The following is a 19,142-nucleotide window of genomic DNA, read 5'->3' on the forward strand; positions in this document are numbered from 1 at the left end:
TATTAGAAAAAAAGCAGATGTTATCTAATCCAATTACTCTATTATTGAATAAAGGATTTTCGCCACTTCTACTGTATTATGACGAATAACACCTTGATCAAGCTTGAGGATATCGCCAGCTATTACATCTAGTTTCATCCGTTCAAGTCGATTTATATCAAAAACCACAGGCTTTGCTTTTTCTTCATCATATCTTTGTTGTACACTTGCAGGGATATTCGTTTTGTTCACGATAATCGTGTCAATAAACGGTTGCTCTACATGATCATACAACGCCTTCACATGATCACTTGCCGTAAAATCTAACGTCTCTCCTGCCTGTGTCATTATATTGCATATATATACTTTTTTTGCTTTCGCTTCTCGAACTGCTTCTTTGATTTCTGGGACAACCAAATTCGGTAAGATACTTGTATATAAGCTTCCAGGACCCATCACTATTAAATCTGCTTGCTGGATTGCATGAATGGTTTCAGGAAGTGGTGCAGAATCCTCTGGAGTTAAAAATACCCTCTTTATTTTTTTCTCAGCCTTTGGAATACTTGATTCTCCCACAACAACGGTTCCATCTTCCATTAATGCATTTAAGATCACACTATGACTTGTTGCAGGTAATACTTTACCACGAACATTAAGTACTTTGCTCATTTCTTGAATTGCATAGGTAAAATTACCAGTAATGGAAGTCATTGCAGCTAAAATTAAATTGCCTAATGAATGTCCATCTAAGTCTTTACTATTTGTGAATCGGTGCTGAAACATCTCCTCCACTAGCGGCTCCACATCTGATAATGCGGCTAAAACATTGCGAATATCTCCAGGAGCAGGGATATCCAGATCTTCCCTTAGTCTTCCAGAGCTTCCTCCATCATCGGCTACTGTTACGATCGCCGTTATATCTACTGGATATTTTTTCAATCCACGTAAAAGCACTGAAAGACCTGTTCCTCCACCGATGATTACAATTCTTGGCTGTTCCTTTTCACTCATGCCTGTTGGTCCTTTCTCCTCTCCATATCACGGTGAGCAATAGCAATATTATATTCCTTTTCAAAATGATGCCCAATATATTCTGCTAATGCAACAGACCGGTGCTGTCCCCCCGTACAGCCAATCGCTATAACAAGCTGCGATTTTCCTTCTCTCTTATATTGGGGGAGCATAAACGTTAACAAATCAATTATTTTTTCTAAAAATTGACCTGTCTCTGTCCATTTCAACACATAACTGGATACTTCCACATCTAAACCAGTTTTCGGTCTCATATGCTCCACGTAATGAGGGTTTGGTAAAAAACGCACATCAAATACTAAATCTGCATCAATAGGAAGTCCATGCTTAAATCCAAAACTCATCACATTTACAGTAAAGATAGATTGTTTATTTACAGAGAACTCTTTTAAAATCTTTTCACGAAGTTCTCTTGGAGTGCTCTGTGATGTATTATATATAATTTGTGCTCTGCCTTTTAGCTCTTCTAACATTTCTCTTTCGAGTTTAATTCCTTCTAAAGGAAGTCCAGACGGTGCAAGGGGATGAACTCTTCTAGTCTCCTTATACCTTCTAACTAGGGCGCTGTCATCCGCATCTAGAAAAAGAATTTTCGGTACTACCCAGGAATTTGATAAATCGTCTAGCGCAGTAAATAAATCATCAAAGAATTCTCTGCCTCGCAAATCCATCCCAAGAGCAACCTTATTCATCTTATTCTCAGACTCTTTCATAAGTTCAAGAAACTTAGGTAAAAGGGTAGGAGGTAGGTTATCTACACAAAAAAAACCTAAATCTTCAAAGCTTTGGATAACAACTGTCTTTCCCGCCCCTGACATTCCTGTGATAATTACGATTTGTGGTTCACTTGCACTCATTTTTATTCCCTCCTATAAATTTTAGCTTGGATCTAAACGGTAACTAATTAATTCAAAGTCAGGTGTATAAGTAAAGGTTCCATAGATAATTCCATTCCCATGAATCATGTAGTCTAATATATGATAATCGCCTTCTGCCATTGGCAAGTTTTTTACATTATCTAAATCGTGCCAGACAATTTTCCCTTCAGCTGATTCATCTACATTGACACCATCAGCGTTCGTAGAGAAAAAGGTGAACATCATCCACTCCGATACAATTTTATCTCCATCTTTAATAATAAAGGTGAAAATCCCTTTGATATTAGGATTTCTTAAGTAAATACCTGTTTCTTCTCTGTATTCACGAATACAGGAATCCCGCACTGACTCCCCAGGCTCCATTTTTCCACCAGGTGCCACCCACCAACCGCGTCTCGGCTTCTGTAGCAGCAAAACTTTATTATCTTTAAGTAATAAACAATTCGTCACACGTTGCAAATTATTCACCCCGATTTTCTCTGTATGTAGGCACTTCTTATATCCATTCCTCTTATTATACTATTATTGTCATGCCCTCACAATAAATTGCCTTTTCCAATTAGGAAGGATTCTTCATTCATTACGGAGAATGAATGATGTAATCTCTAGAAAAGGATGTGTATTGTTCTTGTATATTAATTTTATAAAAAAGAGTTTGAAGTTAAGAAAAATGGAAGCTCTCTTACAACGTGGAGGTAAAGATTTGACCATCAAAAAAGATGTCTTTATTCATTTACGTGCTATAAAGGTGAAAAGGAACTAACCTACTACCTTGATTTTCTACCAGATAAAGACTGCTTTATTATTCATAATCTTCGTTTATACAATGGAAAATCTTATTTTCAAATAGACTATCTCCTGCTGACTCGTTTCTTTTTTGTCATTATTAATTGTAAAAACTACTTAGGCACATTAATTTTTGATACAACCTTAAACCAGTTTATCCGAATTAGAAATAATCAAGAAGAGGGATACTTAGATCCAATCTCTCAAGTAAAAAGATTAAAGCGACAATTAGAGCATTTCTTACAGAAACACCACTTTACTATTCCCCCATTGAACCCCTCGTTATTATTTCCAAACCCTCTACAATCATAAAAGGACATCCCTCCATAAAAAATCATGTTCTTCACAGTCATAGTTTTCTTGATAAATGGGATCAGTTACAAAGAAAATATAAAGTAAATATTATAGATGAAAAAAGCCTACGCAAAATCTCCAAATTTCTTCGCAAGCATCATACCTCAGAAAACACTAATATATTGGAAAAATACGGAATGAACAAAAAAGACATTAGAACAGGTGTTCAATGCCCTCACTGTAAAGAATTTGCGATGATAAGAAAAATGCGTAACTGGTTTTGTCCATCCTGTTCCACATTTGATAAACTGGCTCATATAAAAGCAGTGGAGGATTATTTCCTCTTAATCAAACCTTCTATTACCAGTAAGGAATTTCGTGAATTTGTCCATATTACTTCCAAAGATACCGCTAATCGGCTTCTTGTTTCAATGAAATTACCTTATACAGGTGAAAATCGAGGGAGAATTTATTACCCTTCGAAAGATTTTTTTGAATGAAAAGGAAGTATTTGTATCATTTAACGTGATATTCGCGAAAACTTCGGAGTTATTCGCGAAAGTTACCATTTATCAGCCAAACCAAAAATCTGCCCAAACAAAAAAAGGCATAGGCGATAAATGCCTATGCAAAAAATATATATCTTAAAAGGGGGTCAATTTCTATTTATATGATACCCCAAATATGTTTCACTACTGTTACATTCCAATTAAAACGGAATGACACTTTCAAAACGTTTTATGCTTGTTGTTTTAACGCTTCCGCTAGTTCTTCCACATAGTGCTGTGCACTTTGAGCAGCAATACTTCCGTCACCTGTTGCAGTAACAATTTGACGAAGTGTTTTTTCACGAATATCGCCAGCCGCAAATATTCCAGGTACTTTCGTTTCCATTTGATCGTCTGTTTCAATATAGCCATTTTCATTGGTAATCCCTAAGCTTTCAAATGGTTTAGATAATGGAACCATGCCAATATAAATAAACACGCCGTCAGCCTCTAGCTCTTGCTCTGTTTGATCCACAGTAGAAACAAGTGTCACACTGCCCACTTTTCCATCCTTTTCATTGATTTCTTTAATGGTATGATTCCAAATAAAGTCTACTTTTTCATTATCAAACGCTCTTTTTTGAAGGATTTTCTGTGCTCTTAATTCATCACGTCTGTGCACAATTGTCACTTGAGATGCAAAACGAGTTAAATATACACCTTCTTCAACTGCTGAATCGCCTCCACCGATAACGAATAGACGCTTATTCTTAAAGAACGCACCATCACATACTGCACAGTAAGATACACCGCGACCACCTAATTCTTTTTCACCAGGTACTCCAACCTTTTTATATTCTGCACCTGTAGAAATAATAATAGATCTTGCTTTAAATTCTTTCGAACCAGCTTTAACTGTTTTATATTCTTTTCCATCTACTACTTCTTTAATATCACCATAAGCATATTCAGCACCGAATTTTTTTGCATGATTAAACATTTTATTGGATAAATCTGGACCTAAGATACTTTCAAATCCGGGGAAATTTTCCACTTCTTCTGTATTCGCCATCTGTCCGCCAGGTATTCCTCTTTCAATCATTAAAGTAGAAAGATTAGCACGAGATGTATAAACAGCCGCTGTCATTCCAGCTGGACCTGCCCCAATAATAATAACATCATAAATTATTTCTTCTGTCATTTTCAAAAACTCCTTTTCCCATTAACTAACGCATTTATTATACTAAATTAACGCTTAGATAAAAGAATCCATGCTTAAATTAATTTTCATTTCTTATTATAAGTATGATTATCTATTACTATCCTATAAAATCAATCCCCTATCCGTCCAAAAATCTGCTCAACCTTGAAAAATTTTTAAATAACACCAAATTATTATTTGCTGACAGGTAGCAATCAGGGATTGGATTTTTTTTATTCAAAAATATTTTTTTATATTGTTTTGCAATCGTAAAAAAAGAAGCAGCTAAATTCTAAACGAATTAAACTGCTTCTATATGAATTATTTTTCATTAACCGTATAAAACAAAGTAAAATTACAAATATTAACTATAGATAGATTGCATATAGCTTTTCATCGACTTTATATATTTCTGTAAAGTTGATGTGGAAAGCCCATACTGATCGGCAATTTCTTGCTGGGTTTTCTTTGAATCACGCGTTTGATTCCACAGATAATCGATAGCAGCTGCACTGGCTATGCAATTTTTATATAACGCTCCTGCTGTTTGCATTTCCAAGATAGCTGAAAACCATAATAAATACAGACTAGTCTCTTCCGTTCCAATAGGATGATGGTTTGAATAGATTTGCTCTGCTGTATGATGTGCAACATATAAGAATGGATCCTTTATTTGGGTACCAGATTTAACAAAAGATAAATAATCCTGTTCTATTTTCGTAAAAACATTTTTTTGCTGAATAGAAGAAGACGAAAGGATTTTTTCCTTTAGACTAGAGACAGAAGTTAAGAAAGTCGCAAATAAACGTTCCTCTACATGATTGCTTTCAAATCTTTTCAGAATAGAGCTAAGATGGTCCTCAAATCCACTAATCTTATGTTCCGAGTTGTTCCATGGCTCTTGCCCTTCTTTTTCAGGTTGGTCATCGATTACCTTTTTCCATGCTTTTTTCGCAGTTTGTTTATTTCCTGTGTGGTAAGCTGCATAAGATAACCAATAATAAAAAGAACCATCCCCTTGGAATCCTTTTTTATAGATCTTTTTCAACCAGAAATAAGCAGTATCATATTCGCCGATAAGTGCGAAAGTAGTGCCTAGCTTGAATTGATGATCAATGGAAATAGGGTTAATCTTTCTTAAGATAGCTGCTAATTCCGTAACGTGAGAGTCGTTATTTTGATAATAAGCAAATACGAGCTTATTACATAAAGCGTGTAAGTTTCCGATATTTTTGGTTAGAACATGCTCTAAAATCTCACTTGCCTTTTCCGCTTGACCAAGATAGAAATGAGCTAACGCTAAATTATTATGAGCCGACCAATACTCTGGATAATCTTGAATAACTTTCGTCAACACTTCTATAGCTTGTGGAAAGTTGCCAGACTCAAGCAAGGCTCTTGCCTGTTCCTGTCTTGTAATAAGATCCTCTTCCTCATAAGCCTCTTCTTCCTCAAGCTCTTCTGATTCCAAAGAAAGAACCTCCATAAGGTCCTCTGTATCCTCTACAAACTCCCCATCTTTATCCAGACTTAAATATAATTTTGCATGATAATATGCATCTTTAAAAAATCCTAAATGGGCGTAATTATTCGCTAAGAAATAATAACACTCAACCATATCCTCATCTAATTCTTCAATAATAACATGGAGAAGTTCATTAGATTTTTGATATTCTCCAATATCTGCATAAACGACTGCAAGCTGACATGCAATCATCGGTTCTCCTGGTTCCAATGCCAGTGCTCTTTGCAAATATTTAAGGGATTTATAATAGTCTCTTTGATGATATGCTTTAATTCCTTTGTTGAAATAAAATTCGCCTGTAGGATTAAATGTAATAAGTTTACCCACTGGTTGTACTCTACTTGAGTTTTTATTCATAAATCCTCCAATATATATATATGTTCCCTTATAAAGCAAGAGGTAAATAACATGCTAAAATAAATGGTTCTTGTTAACTAAACAATTATACCATACTAAGTTCATTTCGGAGAAGAGTCAATCCTTTTTTGGAAAAAAAGTGTGCGATTTAGCAGCAAATAATTTTTTGATAAGAAATAGCTGATATTAAATAGATAATTACTTAGAATAAAAGGTTTTTTTAGAAAACAAAGCAGCCTGAATAACACTAGTTGGGGTAACCATACAAAAGAAAAAGGTAGAAGACCCATTCTTTTTCACCGAATGAACCGTCTACCTTTTTCTTTACTTTCCTTGCTTCTCTTCATGACGTGCTTCTAGTACATTTAAAATCTCTGAAAATGGAAGTTTTTGCTCTCTTAATAAGACAAATAAGTGATAAAGAAGATCAGATGCTTCCCACTTCAATTCCTCTGCATCGCGATTTTTCGCAGCAATAATAACTTCTGCTGCTTCTTCACCGACTTTCTTCAGAATCTTATCTACTCCTTTTTCAAATAAATATGTTGTATATGTACCTTCAGGGCGATTATTATCTCTTTCTTCGATAACCTTCTCTAAATTAGCTAGTATCTGATAATCTGGAGAAGTTGTTTCTTTGTTTTGGTAGATGCTTTCTACAAAACAGCTTGTTGTTCCATTATGGCAAGCAGGACCATTTGGCTTAATGAATACTACTAACGCATCTTGATCGCAGTCATATTTAATCTCGACAATTTGCTGTGTATTTCCGCTTGTTGCTCCTTTATGCCAAAGCTCTTGTCGTGAACGACTATAAAACCAAGTCTCTCCTGTTTGCAAGGATTTTTCTAAGGATTCCTTATTCATATATGCAAGTGTTAACACTTCTTTTGTCGTAGCATTTTGTACAATAGCAGGAATTAATCCTTTTTCATCAAACTTCAATTCCTCGACATTCATCTAACAAGCACTCCCTTTTCCTTCAAATATTCCTTTACTTCGCGAACGGATGTTTCTTTATAGTGAAAAATTGAGGCAGCTAGAGCAGCATCTGCTTTTCCCTCTTTAAACGCTTCTTCAAAATGCTCAGCATTGCCAGCTCCCCCTGAAGCAATTACCGGAACAGAAACCGCCTCACTTACCGCTTTTGTCAATGCTAGATTAAAGCCATTTTTCTCTCCATCCGAATCCATGCTAGTTAATAAGATTTCACCAGCCCCAAGTGCTACAACTTCTTTTGCCCATGTAATAACATCTTTATCTACTGGATTTCTTCCGCCATGTGTGTAAACACGCCATGAGCCAAGTTCAGTATCATATTTTGCATCAATCGCAACGACAATACATTGAGAGCCAAAAAAATTAGCGCCCTCTTCAATTAAAGTAGGATTTAACACTGCTGCTGTATTTAAAGATACCTTATCTGCACCTGCCCGAAGGATCTTTTTCATATCCTCTAAGGAATGGATGCCCCCACCAACAGTAAAAGGAATAGCAAGCTGGGACGCAACTTCCTTGACGACCTCTACCATCGTTTTTCGTCCTTCCTGGGATGCAGAAATATCGAGAAATACGAGTTCATCTGCTCCTTGTTCATCATAAAAGCGAGCTAACTCAACTGGATCTCCAGCATCTCTTAATTGAACAAACTGAATTCCTTTTACAACACGTCCGTCTTTTACATCCAAACATGGAATAATCCGCTTGGTTAACATAATAAAACCCCTCTCACAATGAGCTTGTTGAAAAGTTCCTTCGACTTTGTCAGTTCATTTGCGCTAAAGCTTCTTCTAATGTAAATCTTCTTTCATATAAGGCTTTACCAATGATTGCACCACCGACACCTTTAGCGTGAATTTCCTTAAGTCGGTTAAGATCCTCAATACTACTTACCCCACCTGATGCAATTACTTCTTTTTTGGTAATCATAGCCATTTCTTCGATTGCGTCCACATTTGGACCACTTAGCATGCCATCTGTTGCAATATCCGTAAAAATAAAGGTTTCCGCTCCGGCATCTGCAAAACGTTTTCCGAGCTCGACAGCTTTCACCTCAGAAGTAGACAGCCAGCCATGTGTTGCAACAAAACCGTTTTTCGCGTCGATTCCAATGGCGATTCCCTTTCCATATTTGCGAATCATCTCCATCGCAAATTCTGGATTGGAAACAGCTATACTGCCGATTATGACTCGTGTTACACCATTTTCTAAATAATGGACAATATCTCCTTCTTGCCTAATTCCTCCCCCAATTTGTACTTGAGCACCTAATTTTTTGGCTGCATCAATAACGAATTGGTCATTTACTCTCCTACCATCCTTCGCACCATCTAAATCAACCATATGTATCCAGCTAGCACCCTGCTCCACAAAGCTTTTTGCCATATCAAACGGAGAATCTCCATAGATTGTTTCTTTTTCATAGTCTCCTTGAAGCAGACGGACACATTTTCCGCCCCGCATATCAATAGCAGGGTATAAAGTAAAAGTCATGTAGGTTCATCCTTCCTGTATTAAATTAGCAAAGTTGCTTAATAGATGTATACCCAATTTACTACTCTTCTCTGGATGAAACTGCATGCCATATACATTGTTTCTTCCTACCACTGCCGGAACCTCTTTATCATAGGTACAGCTCGCAATGGTTACTTCCTCTTTGGTATCTGCATAATAAGAGTGCACAAAATATACAAAATCATCGTCCATATTCGGTGTTATCAATGAATCCTTCTTAAAATGAAGCTTATTCCAACCCATATGAGGTACTTTATATGGCGAACCATCTTCTGTGATTCCAGAAAAACGAACCACTTTTCCTGGCAATAACTTCAATCCTTCACTAAAGCCATGCTCCTCACTTGACTCAAACAATAGCTGCATTCCTAGACATATTCCTAATAAAGGTTTGCCGCTATCAACAAATGCCTCAATCATCTCAGATAAGCCTGTTTCTTTTAATTTTGCCATCGCATCTTTAAACGCACCTACACCAGGAAGAATTAACGCATCTGCTTGTAACAACGCTTCTTTGTCTTCAGAAATAAAATAAGGAGCATTTAATCGTTCCAACGCTTTACTAACACTGAACAGATTTCCCATTCCATAATCAATAATCCCGATCATTTACAGCATTCCTTTCGTCGAAGGAATCCCCTTGATTCTAGGGTCAATCGTCGTTGCTTCGTCTAAGGCACGAGCCATCGCTTTAAATATTGCTTCAATCATATGATGCGTATTTTGTCCGTAATGTAAAATAACGTGAAGATTCATTCTAGCTTCTAATGCGAATTTCCAAAGGAATTCATGTACAAGTTCTGTATCAAAGGTTCCTACCTTATCACTTGGAAATTCCGCACGAAATTCTAGATGTGGTCTATTACTTAAATCGATTACAACTTGGGCTAATGTATCATCCATTGGCACAAAGCTATTTCCATATCGTTTAATGCCCTTTTTATCACCAAGAGCATCCTTCAGCGCCATTCCAAGACATATCCCGATGTCTTCCGTAGTATGATGATCATCTACCTCAATATCGCCATTCGCTTGTACTGTCAAATTAAATTGACCGTGTTTTGTAAATAAATCTAGCATATGATTCATAAATGGCACGCCAGTATCGATTTCGGAAACTCCTTCCCCGTCTACATTGAAAGATAACTGAATGTTAGTTTCTCCTGTTTTTCTATTGATTGCAGCGGTTCTTCCCATTTTTCCTTCCTCCTGTTATGTAGGTTCATAAATTTATGGATTTTTTGTAAAATACGTTGCTATGACCTGCAAATTTATTAAGATTGTCTACTTATTTTGAATTAAATTTCAGCTATTCAATAAAGTCCCTTGATTTCTACTTGGCGACAACTTTTCACTTACAAATCTCGTGCTTCTATCGCTCTTGCGTGTGCTTCTAGTCCTTCTAATCTAGCAAATTTGGCTATTTTGTGAGCATTTTCTCGAAATGCTACTTCACTGTATTGGATGACACTGGATTTTTTTTGAAAATCATCTACATTTAATGGATTGGAGAATCTTGCTGTACCGTTTGTTGGCAATACATGGTTAGTTCCAGCGAAGTAATCTCCAACTGGCTCTGAACTATATCTTCCTAAAAAAATAGACCCTGCATGTCGAATATTTTCTAGGATATCAGACGGATTTTCAGTGATTATTTCTAAATGTTCTGGGGCAATTGTATTAATAACTGTTGCCGCTTTTTCAAGTGTTTCTACTACGACAATTAATCCATATTTTTCAATTGATTTTTTTGCTATTTCTTTTCGTGGCAAAGTACTTAACTGTATCTCTACTTCATGCGAAACCTCTTCAGCTAGTTCTCGTGAAGTCGTCACAAGTACAGAGGAAGCTCTTTCATCATGCTCTGCCTGTGATAATAAATCTGCTGCTATTTCTTTTGCGCTAGCAGTATTATCCGCAATAATCGCGATTTCACTTGGACCTGCTATCATATCAATAGCAACATCTCCAAATACTTCTCTTTTAGCAAGGGCAACAAAGATATTTCCAGGACCAACAACCTTGTCGACCTTTTCAATAGATTCTGTTCCGTATGCTAAAGCAGCAATTCCCTGTGCTCCACCAACTTTGTAAATTTCCTTCACTCCAGCAATATCAGCCGCTACTAATACTGCAGGAGGTAGTGTTCCGTTTTCATTAGGCGGAGATACCATAACAATCCGATTTACTCCTGCAACAATTGCCGGAATCACATTCATTAAGACAGAGGAAGGATAGGCTGCCGTTCCGCCTGGTACATACACTCCAACTGAATCTAAAGGCAGAATTCTTTGACCAAGGATTGATCCATTTTCTTGTGTGAAATTCCATGAAGTTTTCAGTTGCTTTTGATGGTATTCTTTAATGTTTGCAGCTGCCTCCTTGATAATAGAAACCATGTCCTTTTCCACATTATCGTAGGCAACTGCTATCTCTTCTTCCTTTACAAGAAGACTTGATAGCTTTGCTCCATCCCATTTTTTTGTATATTCGATAAGTGCTTGATCACCACTTTGTTTTACGTTTTCTATTATGTCGATGACGGCTTTACGCTGCTCAACTGTCCCTGCATCAACAGAACGTTTTAAGCTAATATTCTCTATTTCTGTCACAATCCTCATCTTGAAATCCCCTTTCTCGTTATTTCAATAGCAGCTTCGCCCTTACTACTTGTTGAAGTCTTTCTACTAATTCACTTATTCGCCCATCTTTTAATCGATAACTGGCAGGATTAACGATTAATCTTGAAGTTATATCTACAATTCTTTCATATTCTACGAGTCCATTTTCAACCAATGTTTTTCCAGTTGAAACAATATCTACAATCCGATCGGTCAACCCAATAATAGGTGCAAGCTCAATAGAACCATTCAGCTTAATGATTTCTACTTGAGACCCTTGCTCACGAAAATAAGCTGCTGCTACATTCGGATACTTCGTTGCAATCCTTGGTGCAATCTCATTAAGCTCTGTATTTGGAAGACCAGCTACTGCCAAATAACAAGCACTAATATGTAAGTCTAGCAGCTCATAAACATCTCTTTCTTCTTCTAGCATGACATCTTTTCCAGCAATCCCTAAGTCTGCTACACCATGTTCCACATACGTTGGCACATCCATTGGTTTTGCCAAGATAAAGCGAAAATTTTCTTCCTCCACATCAATGATTAATTTCCGAGAGTCATCAAATTCAGCTGGTAAACGAAAGCCTGCATCTCTTAATAAGTCAGCTGCCTCTTCGAAAATTCTTCCCTTTGGCATGGCGATAGTTAGCATATCGTTCATTTGACAACCTCCATTCCTTTTTTCCCAACTAATAACGTAATTTCACTGTATTGCTTCGTACAAGCATCCACATCTTTCACTCCGTTAATATCTTGCGTAATGACATGGATTCCTGCTTGTCGTTTCTCCTGAGCCAATTGGAATGCTTCTTTTCTGCGTTCATTACTAAATAAAATGCACTGAGTAGTTGTTGTTTTTTTCACATTTCCCAAAGCCTCTAATAATCGATCAACACGAATAGCAAAACCAGTTGCCCCTGTTCTTTTTCCGAATTTCTCTAATAAGAGATCATAACGTCCTCCGCTACCAATTGGAAAACCTACACCCTCCGCATATACCTCATACACAATACCAGTATAGTAACTCATATGACTAACAAGGGATAAATCAAATGTCACTCTATCCGCCACTTCATAATCAACAAGGATTTCCCAAAGCTGCTTTAAGTCATCTATTGCTTTTATACCTTGGTTTCCTTCCATTAATTGATAAGCAAACCCAATCACTTCTTCTCTGCCTCTAAGCTTTAAGAAGTCAGTTAAACGCTGCTTATCAATGCTTGATAAAGCAAGCTGTTCCACATGCTGTCGATACCCAACATAATTTTTCTCATATAAATATTTCGTTAGACTATCTGCTCTTTCTTTCGTTCCAAGGATTTGTTGGAAAAAAGCCTGCACAAAACCAATATGGCCTACTGATACTTGATAATCTTTTACACCTGCTTGTTGAAGTGTGGAAACGAGTAAAGAAATTCCTTCTCCATCCGCACTAATTGTTTTATCACCAATATATTCAACACCTATCTGCTCAAATTCAGCCGGTCTTCCACCCTCTCGTTGCTGTGCACGAAAAACGGATGCATTATAGGCAAGTCGCAATGGCATGTCTTCTGTTAGTAGTTTAGATGCAGCCACCCTAGCTATTGGAGCTGTCATATCTGGACGAAGAACAAGCGTATGTCCTTGCTGATCTAATAATTTAAAAAGCTGTTGATCTAAAATAGCAGACGCCGTACCAACTGTTTCATAATATTCCAATGTTGGGGTTTCAATAAATTGGTAGCCCCATTTCTTTATCTCTGCGTCCATTTTGTGTTTTACCTTATATTTTCTTTCATAAATAGCTGGCAATGTATCTCTCATACCTAATGGCTTTTCAAACATAAATAAGCTGCTCATCATTCACCTCATGTTTTAAAATTCCGAATGCTTTAGTTCGCTAATATACTACCAAATTAAAGAGTTGTTTTTAGTGTACTCTTCGTCTTATGTTAGGTCAAGGGAAAAGTTCAAATTTAAAAGAAAATTCACTTAACCACCTTATTTTTTATTAATTCAGATATTTTCAAAAAAACCTATCCATTCATTACTCCAAAGATTATCAATCTTGGAATAACGGACAGATAGGCTATCTTCTATTTACTCATCTAATACATAAGAAGGTTCGTTTTTTCTGCGCTCTTCCATTTGTTCTGCTGTATAAATAACTTGCATTGGATTTCCGCCAACAAAGCTTCCTGCAGGGACATCCTTATGTACAAGGGTTCCTGCCGATATAATGGCATGATCCCCAATTTTCACACCAGGGAGAATCGTTGAATTGGCACCAATCATTACTTCATCTCCAATTTCAATTTCTCCCAGCCTGTACTCCTCTATTAAATATTCATGGGCAAGAATCGTTGTATTGTATCCTATCACACTATTCCTTCCAACTTTAATTTTTTCAGGAAACATAATATCAAGCATTACCATCAAAGCAAAGGAAGTGTGATCTCCAACCTTCATTTTCAAAAGCTTACGGTACATCCAGTTCTTCATTTTTAAAAAGGGCATATATCTTGCTATTTGGATAACGATAAAATTCTTTATTACCTTTAAAAAGGGAACCGTTTTATAAACATGCCATAAAGAATTCGGTCCACTAACTGGATATCTTGTCGTCTTTCTCATAACGATTGGACTTCAGGAATAGAAAGGATATCTTTCATATTATCAAAAATATAATCAGGATTATATTCCTGCAAAAATTCCTTTCCTTTAAGTGTCCATGCAACCCCCGCTGTTAATGTACCTGCATTTTTTCCTGACAAAATATCATGCTTATTATCTCCAACCATAATTGCTTCTGATGGTGATGCTTTCAATTTCTCGAGCGCAAGAAGGACTGGCTCTGGATCTGGCTTTGCATTTTCCACATGATCTAAAGCCACAACTACATCAAAAAACGCATCTAGCTTCGTTAATTTCAAGCCCATTTCCACCACATCAGACAGCTTAGTTGATACAATCGCAAGTTTAAAGCCTCTTTCCTTCAATTCCTTGATTGCATCATATACACCATCAAAAATCGTAACAATATTATCATGATTTTCAATATTATATGCTCGATACATTGTCATCATTTCCTGTGCCCGTATTTTATCAATGGTTTCAAATGTTTCTAATAATGGTGGTCCCATGAAAGGAATCACATCTTCACGCCCATATTTTCCTGGGTAATAATGATTAAGCGTATGTAAGTAAGAGGAAATAATTAATTCATTCGTATTAATTAGCGTTCCATCTAAATCAAATAATGCCGTATTAATTTTTCCAGTCAACCTCAAACATCCCTTTCTACCATTAACCATTTGTATCTAAATAGCGTTCACTTGCAAATCTGGCTTTTCTTCTATAAGTAATTGCGACCACTGAAAATACAATTAAGGCTAAAGAAATTAATTGAGCCATTCGCAAATCACCAATCATTAAGCTGTCTGTTCTCATACCTTCTATAAAGAATCTTCCAATCGAATACCAAATAACATACGATAAGAAGATTTCTCCTCTCCGTAAGTTCACTTTACGTAAAGCTAGTAAAATCACGAATCCAACGATATTCCATAATGATTCATATAAAAAAGTTGGATGATAGTAAGTTCCATTAATATACATCTGATCAATAATAAAGGTTGGCAAATGCAGACCTTCTAAAAAGGAACGTGTAACTTCCCCACCATGTGCCTCTTGGTTCATAAAGTTTCCCCAACGACCAATTGCTTGTCCGAGGATAATACTAGGTGCTGCTATATCGGCCATTTTCCAGAAGGAAATGCCTTTTTTCTTTGTAAAAATATAGGTAGTAACTATTGCCCCAATTAATGCACCATGGATGGCGATTCCTCCATTCCAGATTTTCGGAATATCCCCTAGGTGATCCTTATAATAGCCCCATTCAAAAAGGACATAATAAATTCTCGCACATATAATGGAGATTGGAATTGCCCATAACATTAAATCTGGAAAGTCATCTTTTCCTAATCCTCTTCTATTTCCTTCTCGCATTGCAAGAATAAGAGCCAAAATTAAACCAGAACCGATAATAAGTCCATACCATCTGACATCAATTGGTCCTAATGAAAAAGCAATTGGATCGATTGGTCGTATATCTTCCATCAGATTTCCTCCTATTTCCCAGGGATTTCTCTTAAAGGCTTGATAAATAGACTAATTCTCTCTTACCTTTAGTTCCCATTTTATTGTTATCTCTTTAATTTCTTTCATCAGAAATAACATTATTTAATTTATTCGTAAATTGTTCTGCTGCATTTACACCCATTCGTTTTAAACGGAAATTCATTGCAGCTACTTCAATAATAACAGCTAAGTTTCGACCAGGTCGAACTGGAATCGTAAGCTTTGTCACTTCTGTATCAATTATTTTCATTTTTTCTTCATCTAAGCCTAAACGATCATATTGCTTGTTTTGCTCCCATAATTCCAAAGACATAACCAAAGAAATTTTCTTATGGGTACGAACAGCACCAGCTCCAAATAAAGTCATGACATTAATAATGCCTAATCCGCGAATTTCTAATAAATGCTCTATTAACTCTGGTGAACTTCCAACAATTAAATTCTCATCTTCTTGACGAATTTCCACACAATCATCAGCAACTAGACGGTGACCACGCTTAACAAGCTCTAGAGCTGTTTCACTTTTACCAACACCACTTTTTCCTGTAATTAAAACCCCAACACCATAAATATCAACTAGGACACCATGAACAGCTGTTGTAGGAGCTAATTTTCTTTCCAAGAAATTTGTCAGTCTACTCGAAAAAAGAGATGTTTTATGTTTAGATCGTAATACTGGAACTGCCAACTCCTCTGATGCCTCCATTAATTGTGGAGGAACTTCCATATTACGAGTAATGATAATTCCTGGAGTCGTATCACTGCATAATTTCGATAATCGGTTTGCTCTATCTTCATCACTTAAACGTTCAGCAAAAGATAATTCGGTCTTCCCTAACAACTGAACACGCTCTGCTGGATAGTAGTTAAAATAGCCAGCCATTTCAAGACCTGGTCTTGATATATCACTAACCGTAATCGGTCGATTAATTCCTTCTTCACCACTTACAATTTCTAAATCAAACTCTTCAATAACATCTTTTATTAATACTTTTGCCGCCATGAAGCTCCTCCTTTAAAGGTCACTGCTGTTAGTTTTTATAAACAGAATAAAACTGTTTAATTTTAGTCATTATTTAGATTTCTATATTCACCTTATTTTAGCATTAAACGATAAATATATGCTAGAATTCAATCAAAATATTAGGAAAACAAGACTACTTAGATAGAATTGTTTACATACCCCTAATGGAAATAGGTAGAGAGTATAAGAAGCTATACTGATACAAACGTCCATGATGCCCTTTTTCTACTTGCTTTCCATGAATTTTGAACAGAAAAAAACTGCCTGTAAAGAAGGGAAATAGTTTCCCCACCTTTACTAAGCAGCAAATCACCTTTTTTCTCCTCGAAGAACTGTATTTTGAACAATGATATTACATAGTGAAAGTAAAATGCTAAAAAGTAAGCACATCCCAAAACTAGATATTTCAAAACTGCTCCCCATCAATCTGTCTGTTAGCGACAATGTGATTGCGTTAATCACAAATAAAAATAGACCTAGCGATAATATTGTTACAGGTAATGTTAATAAAATTAATATTGGTTTTACAATAATATTTAGCAAAGATAACACAGCACTTGCTCCAATGGCAGCACCTATCCCTGATAAATAAAAATGATTCTGAAATAACCCGGCTAATGCCACGAAGAAAATAGCATTAATCAGTATCCCTATTATCCATCTCATTCCAATTACTCCTCATCTTGCATAGTAGAAACCGATAAAATAAAACTTCCATCAGTGGGACTTTATTATCCCCACTGATGGTTAGTTGATTTCCCCCTATCTCCTTCAAATTCTCATTAGTAAAGAGGGGAGAATCTTACTGAAGTTTTAAAGTGGGATAAATACGATAGAAGATATAATTAGCATTTGTATAATCTTTTATTCTCTCGCCATCTAACGATTATTTAGTTTATCGGTTTCTTCTATCATTAATTACTAACTTTTTCTATTTTTTTTACTTTAATCGAGCCAGTTTTCGTGTTTGCTTCCATTTTTGTATGATGATCACTCGTTTGTATCGATTTAAATTGTAGCGTTTTTTGAAGAACTTCACTTTTCTCTTCTATTATTTGTATACCATCTAACTCTACATTAAATCCGCCAAAGTTCGTTTTTAATTCCCCGCTAATCGCTACGGTTTCTGGCAAGCTTACTTCAATACTTCCTGTTGTTCCTTGGAGTTCTAGCACTTCACAAGTCTCAGCATGATTGGTACATGAAATACTTCCATTAAAAGATTGTAAATCTACTTTATTAAAGTAACCATCCACTGAAATCGATCCATTAATCGTTTCGGCATCAAGCTTTTCTATATTTCCTTTTTCTACTTTAATACTGCCGTTCGCAGCATCCGCTTCTACCTTTTTATTTTCACCAGCATTTAGCGTTATTTTACCATTAGCCGTTTTAGCATACAATTTTTCCGCTTTTACATCAAATGTTGTAATCGGTCCATTAAATAGTCGAATGATTGCCGATTCATAAGAAGTTTGTGGGATGTAAACTTTAGTTTTTACCTTCATCCATTTATGATTTGTTTTAACTACTAATTGTTCATCATCGACATTCACTTGTACTTCCTTTAAAAATACCTTTTTTGCTTCTTCTAAAGAATTCACTCGATATACCTTTGCTTTGCACTCAATACTCACTTCTTCTTGATCCCATGGAATAAGCTCTACTTCTCCATTTGGAATATCTATGTCGAGCTTTTTTGGTGAAATATTATTATATTGAAAAATATGAGATACTTCTTCAAAATGGCCAAAATTTAAATCAAGGTCTACTTCTTTTACTTTCTTTATCGTTGTATCAACGAAGTCAAAAAGCTTATCTTTTGCTGCCTGAAAGTTAAATCCATAATTTGGATTCGATTCTTTCTTCTTTTCGTGGAACTTTGCCTCTTCTTGAAAATCCTCTAAAATCTTTTGTTCTTCCTCATTTAGTGACTTCTTTTCATTCACTTCATCGACCTTTTCCATTAGCTTTAACGCTTCATCTACTGTCAATTTTCCACTTTCCACTAATTCTAAAATCCGTTTTTTCTCGTCAGCCACGTTAAATCCTCCTCAAAAAATAAATTAATACGCTAATAATTAGACATACATTACATACAAGGAATGCATTAATGATACTATGTGAATTATTTAAATGATTTGCTGTATATATAAAGATATTATTTAGTAAGAATCGTTGAGATAGCAATGCTGTCGGCATGTTACTTTCGTTTTTGAATAGAGCCCATTAATCTTTACTACCATCCATTTAGAATCTCAAGCAAATAGTATTCAAAATTTTCGTTTCTTCATTCTAATACGAATTATCCCTCTGAA

General features: G+C 36.0%; 21 protein-coding genes. 2 read left to right on the forward strand and 19 right to left on the reverse strand.

Features of this window, described 5'->3' with window-relative positions:
* Positions 1-33: 33 nt before the first annotated feature.
* The 3 genes from NYE52_RS17615 to NYE52_RS17625 are packed head-to-tail and all read right to left on the reverse strand — an operon-like array spanning position 34 to position 2,348.
* On the reverse strand, positions 34-990 hold the full coding sequence (locus tag NYE52_RS17615; RefSeq protein WP_341194242.1) for a gluconeogenesis factor YvcK family protein: 957 nt from the start codon (positions 988-990) through the stop codon (positions 34-36).
* A complete protein-coding gene (gene rapZ / locus NYE52_RS17620) occupies positions 987-1,868 on the reverse strand; it encodes an RNase adapter RapZ (protein ID WP_341194243.1) in 882 nt (293 codons plus the stop codon). The genes NYE52_RS17615 and rapZ overlap by 4 nt, the downstream gene beginning before the upstream one ends.
* Positions 1,869-1,889: 21 nt before the next feature.
* A complete protein-coding gene (locus NYE52_RS17625) occupies positions 1,890-2,348 on the reverse strand; it encodes an NUDIX hydrolase (protein ID WP_031540670.1) in 459 nt (152 codons plus the stop codon).
* Positions 2,349-2,690: 342 nt separating this feature from the next.
* Here NYE52_RS17625 and NYE52_RS17630 point away from each other — a divergent pair, with 342 nt between their 5' ends.
* Positions 2,691-2,987, forward strand: coding sequence for a nuclease-related domain-containing protein (locus tag NYE52_RS17630; RefSeq protein ID WP_341195223.1), 297 nt, complete (start codon positions 2,691-2,693; stop codon positions 2,985-2,987).
* 179 nt (positions 2,988-3,166) lie between these two features.
* On the forward strand, positions 3,167-3,469 hold the full coding sequence (locus tag NYE52_RS17635) for a hypothetical protein (RefSeq protein WP_341194244.1): 303 nt from the start codon (positions 3,167-3,169) through the stop codon (positions 3,467-3,469).
* Between the two features lie 238 nt (positions 3,470-3,707).
* Here NYE52_RS17635 and trxB read toward each other — a convergent pair whose 3' ends face one another.
* The 16 genes from trxB to NYE52_RS17715 form a co-directional block, all read right to left on the reverse strand.
* Entirely contained in the window at positions 3,708-4,658 is a 951-nt protein-coding gene (gene trxB / locus NYE52_RS17640) for a thioredoxin-disulfide reductase (protein WP_341194245.1), read from the reverse strand.
* Positions 4,659-5,022: 364 nt separating this feature from the next.
* On the reverse strand, positions 5,023-6,540 hold the full coding sequence (locus NYE52_RS17645; protein WP_341194246.1) for a tetratricopeptide repeat protein: 1,518 nt from the start codon (positions 6,538-6,540) through the stop codon (positions 5,023-5,025).
* 324 nt (positions 6,541-6,864) lie between these two features.
* Complete coding sequence (hisIE, locus tag NYE52_RS17650) at positions 6,865-7,500, reverse strand: bifunctional phosphoribosyl-AMP cyclohydrolase/phosphoribosyl-ATP diphosphatase HisIE (RefSeq protein WP_341194247.1); 636 nt, start codon at positions 7,498-7,500, stop codon at positions 6,865-6,867.
* Positions 7,497-8,255, reverse strand: coding sequence for an imidazole glycerol phosphate synthase subunit HisF (hisF, locus tag NYE52_RS17655; protein ID WP_341194248.1), 759 nt, complete (start codon positions 8,253-8,255; stop codon positions 7,497-7,499). The genes hisIE and hisF overlap by 4 nt, the downstream gene beginning before the upstream one ends.
* Before the next feature lie 49 nt (positions 8,256-8,304).
* Positions 8,305-9,033 carry a 1-(5-phosphoribosyl)-5-[(5-phosphoribosylamino)methylideneamino]imidazole-4-carboxamide isomerase gene (gene hisA, locus NYE52_RS17660; protein WP_341194249.1) on the reverse strand — a complete coding sequence of 243 codons (729 nt, stop codon included), beginning with the start codon at positions 9,031-9,033 and terminating at the stop codon, positions 8,305-8,307.
* A 6-nt stretch (positions 9,034-9,039) separates the two neighbouring features.
* Complete coding sequence (hisH, locus tag NYE52_RS17665) at positions 9,040-9,663, reverse strand: imidazole glycerol phosphate synthase subunit HisH (RefSeq protein ID WP_341194250.1); 624 nt, start codon at positions 9,661-9,663, stop codon at positions 9,040-9,042.
* Positions 9,664-10,251, reverse strand: a complete 588-nt coding sequence (gene hisB, locus NYE52_RS17670; protein WP_341194251.1) for an imidazoleglycerol-phosphate dehydratase HisB — start codon at positions 10,249-10,251, stop codon at positions 9,664-9,666.
* Between the two features lie 158 nt (positions 10,252-10,409).
* A complete protein-coding gene (gene hisD / locus NYE52_RS17675; RefSeq protein WP_341194252.1) occupies positions 10,410-11,675 on the reverse strand; it encodes a histidinol dehydrogenase in 1,266 nt (421 codons plus the stop codon).
* Between the two features lie 19 nt (positions 11,676-11,694).
* Positions 11,695-12,339, reverse strand: a complete 645-nt coding sequence (hisG, locus tag NYE52_RS17680) for an ATP phosphoribosyltransferase (RefSeq protein WP_341194253.1) — start codon at positions 12,337-12,339, stop codon at positions 11,695-11,697.
* Positions 12,336-13,520: an ATP phosphoribosyltransferase regulatory subunit gene (locus NYE52_RS17685; protein WP_341194254.1), complete on the reverse strand. Its 1,185-nt coding sequence runs from the start codon at positions 13,518-13,520 to the stop codon at positions 12,336-12,338. Before NYE52_RS17685 ends, hisG begins: the two co-directional genes overlap by 4 nt.
* A 240-nt stretch (positions 13,521-13,760) precedes the next feature.
* Positions 13,761-14,294: an acyltransferase gene (locus tag NYE52_RS17690; RefSeq protein ID WP_341194255.1), complete on the reverse strand. Its 534-nt coding sequence runs from the start codon at positions 14,292-14,294 to the stop codon at positions 13,761-13,763.
* Positions 14,291-14,944, reverse strand: coding sequence for a pyrophosphatase PpaX (gene ppaX / locus NYE52_RS17695; RefSeq protein ID WP_341194256.1), 654 nt, complete (start codon positions 14,942-14,944; stop codon positions 14,291-14,293). Before ppaX ends, NYE52_RS17690 begins: the two co-directional genes overlap by 4 nt.
* Positions 14,945-14,966: 22 nt before the next feature.
* A complete protein-coding gene (lgt, locus tag NYE52_RS17700) occupies positions 14,967-15,779 on the reverse strand; it encodes a prolipoprotein diacylglyceryl transferase (RefSeq protein ID WP_341194257.1) in 813 nt (270 codons plus the stop codon).
* Positions 15,780-15,873: 94 nt separating this feature from the next.
* A complete protein-coding gene (hprK, locus tag NYE52_RS17705) occupies positions 15,874-16,803 on the reverse strand; it encodes an HPr(Ser) kinase/phosphatase (RefSeq protein ID WP_341194258.1) in 930 nt (309 codons plus the stop codon).
* A gap of 330 nt (positions 16,804-17,133) precedes the next feature.
* Positions 17,134-17,490: a phage holin family protein gene (locus NYE52_RS17710; RefSeq protein WP_341194259.1), complete on the reverse strand. Its 357-nt coding sequence runs from the start codon at positions 17,488-17,490 to the stop codon at positions 17,134-17,136.
* 248 nt (positions 17,491-17,738) lie between these two features.
* Positions 17,739-18,866 (reverse strand): DUF4097 family beta strand repeat-containing protein, encoded by a 1,128-nt coding sequence (locus NYE52_RS17715; RefSeq protein ID WP_341194260.1) that lies wholly within the window; start codon positions 18,864-18,866, stop codon positions 17,739-17,741.
* Positions 18,867-19,142: the final 276 nt, after the last annotated feature.

The organism is Niallia sp. FSL W8-0635 (assembly GCF_038007965.1).
Taxonomy (GTDB): domain Bacteria; phylum Bacillota; class Bacilli; order Bacillales; family Cytobacillaceae; genus Niallia.

Coding starts and splice junctions, on each gene's coding strand:
- NYE52_RS17615 (WP_341194242.1), bottom strand. CDS start 990: ATGAGTGAAAAGGAACAGCCAAGAATTGTAATCATCGGTGGAGGAACA.
- rapZ (WP_341194243.1), bottom strand. CDS start 1,868: ATGAGTGCAAGTGAACCACAAATCGTAATTATCACAGGAATGTCAGGG.
- NYE52_RS17635 (WP_341194244.1), top strand. CDS start 3,167: ATGAACAAAAAAGACATTAGAACAGGTGTTCAATGCCCTCACTGTAAA.
- trxB (WP_341194245.1), bottom strand. CDS start 4,658: ATGACAGAAGAAATAATTTATGATGTTATTATTATTGGGGCAGGTCCA.
- NYE52_RS17645 (WP_341194246.1), bottom strand. CDS start 6,540: ATGAATAAAAACTCAAGTAGAGTACAACCAGTGGGTAAACTTATTACA.
- hisIE (WP_341194247.1), bottom strand. CDS start 7,500: ATGAATGTCGAGGAATTGAAGTTTGATGAAAAAGGATTAATTCCTGCT.
- hisF (WP_341194248.1), bottom strand. CDS start 8,255: ATGTTAACCAAGCGGATTATTCCATGTTTGGATGTAAAAGACGGACGT.
- hisA (WP_341194249.1), bottom strand. CDS start 9,033: ATGACTTTTACTTTATACCCTGCTATTGATATGCGGGGCGGAAAATGT.
- hisH (WP_341194250.1), bottom strand. CDS start 9,663: ATGATCGGGATTATTGATTATGGAATGGGAAATCTGTTCAGTGTTAGT.
- hisB (WP_341194251.1), bottom strand. CDS start 10,251: ATGGGAAGAACCGCTGCAATCAATAGAAAAACAGGAGAAACTAACATT.
- hisD (WP_341194252.1), bottom strand. CDS start 11,675: ATGAGGATTGTGACAGAAATAGAGAATATTAGCTTAAAACGTTCTGTT.
- hisG (WP_341194253.1), bottom strand. CDS start 12,339: ATGAACGATATGCTAACTATCGCCATGCCAAAGGGAAGAATTTTCGAA.
- NYE52_RS17685 (WP_341194254.1), bottom strand. CDS start 13,520: ATGAGCAGCTTATTTATGTTTGAAAAGCCATTAGGTATGAGAGATACA.
- NYE52_RS17690 (WP_341194255.1), bottom strand. CDS start 14,294: ATGAGAAAGACGACAAGATATCCAGTTAGTGGACCGAATTCTTTATGG.
- lgt (WP_341194257.1), bottom strand. CDS start 15,779: ATGGAAGATATACGACCAATCGATCCAATTGCTTTTTCATTAGGACCA.
- hprK (WP_341194258.1), bottom strand. CDS start 16,803: ATGGCGGCAAAAGTATTAATAAAAGATGTTATTGAAGAGTTTGATTTA.
- NYE52_RS17710 (WP_341194259.1), bottom strand. CDS start 17,490: ATGAGATGGATAATAGGGATACTGATTAATGCTATTTTCTTCGTGGCA.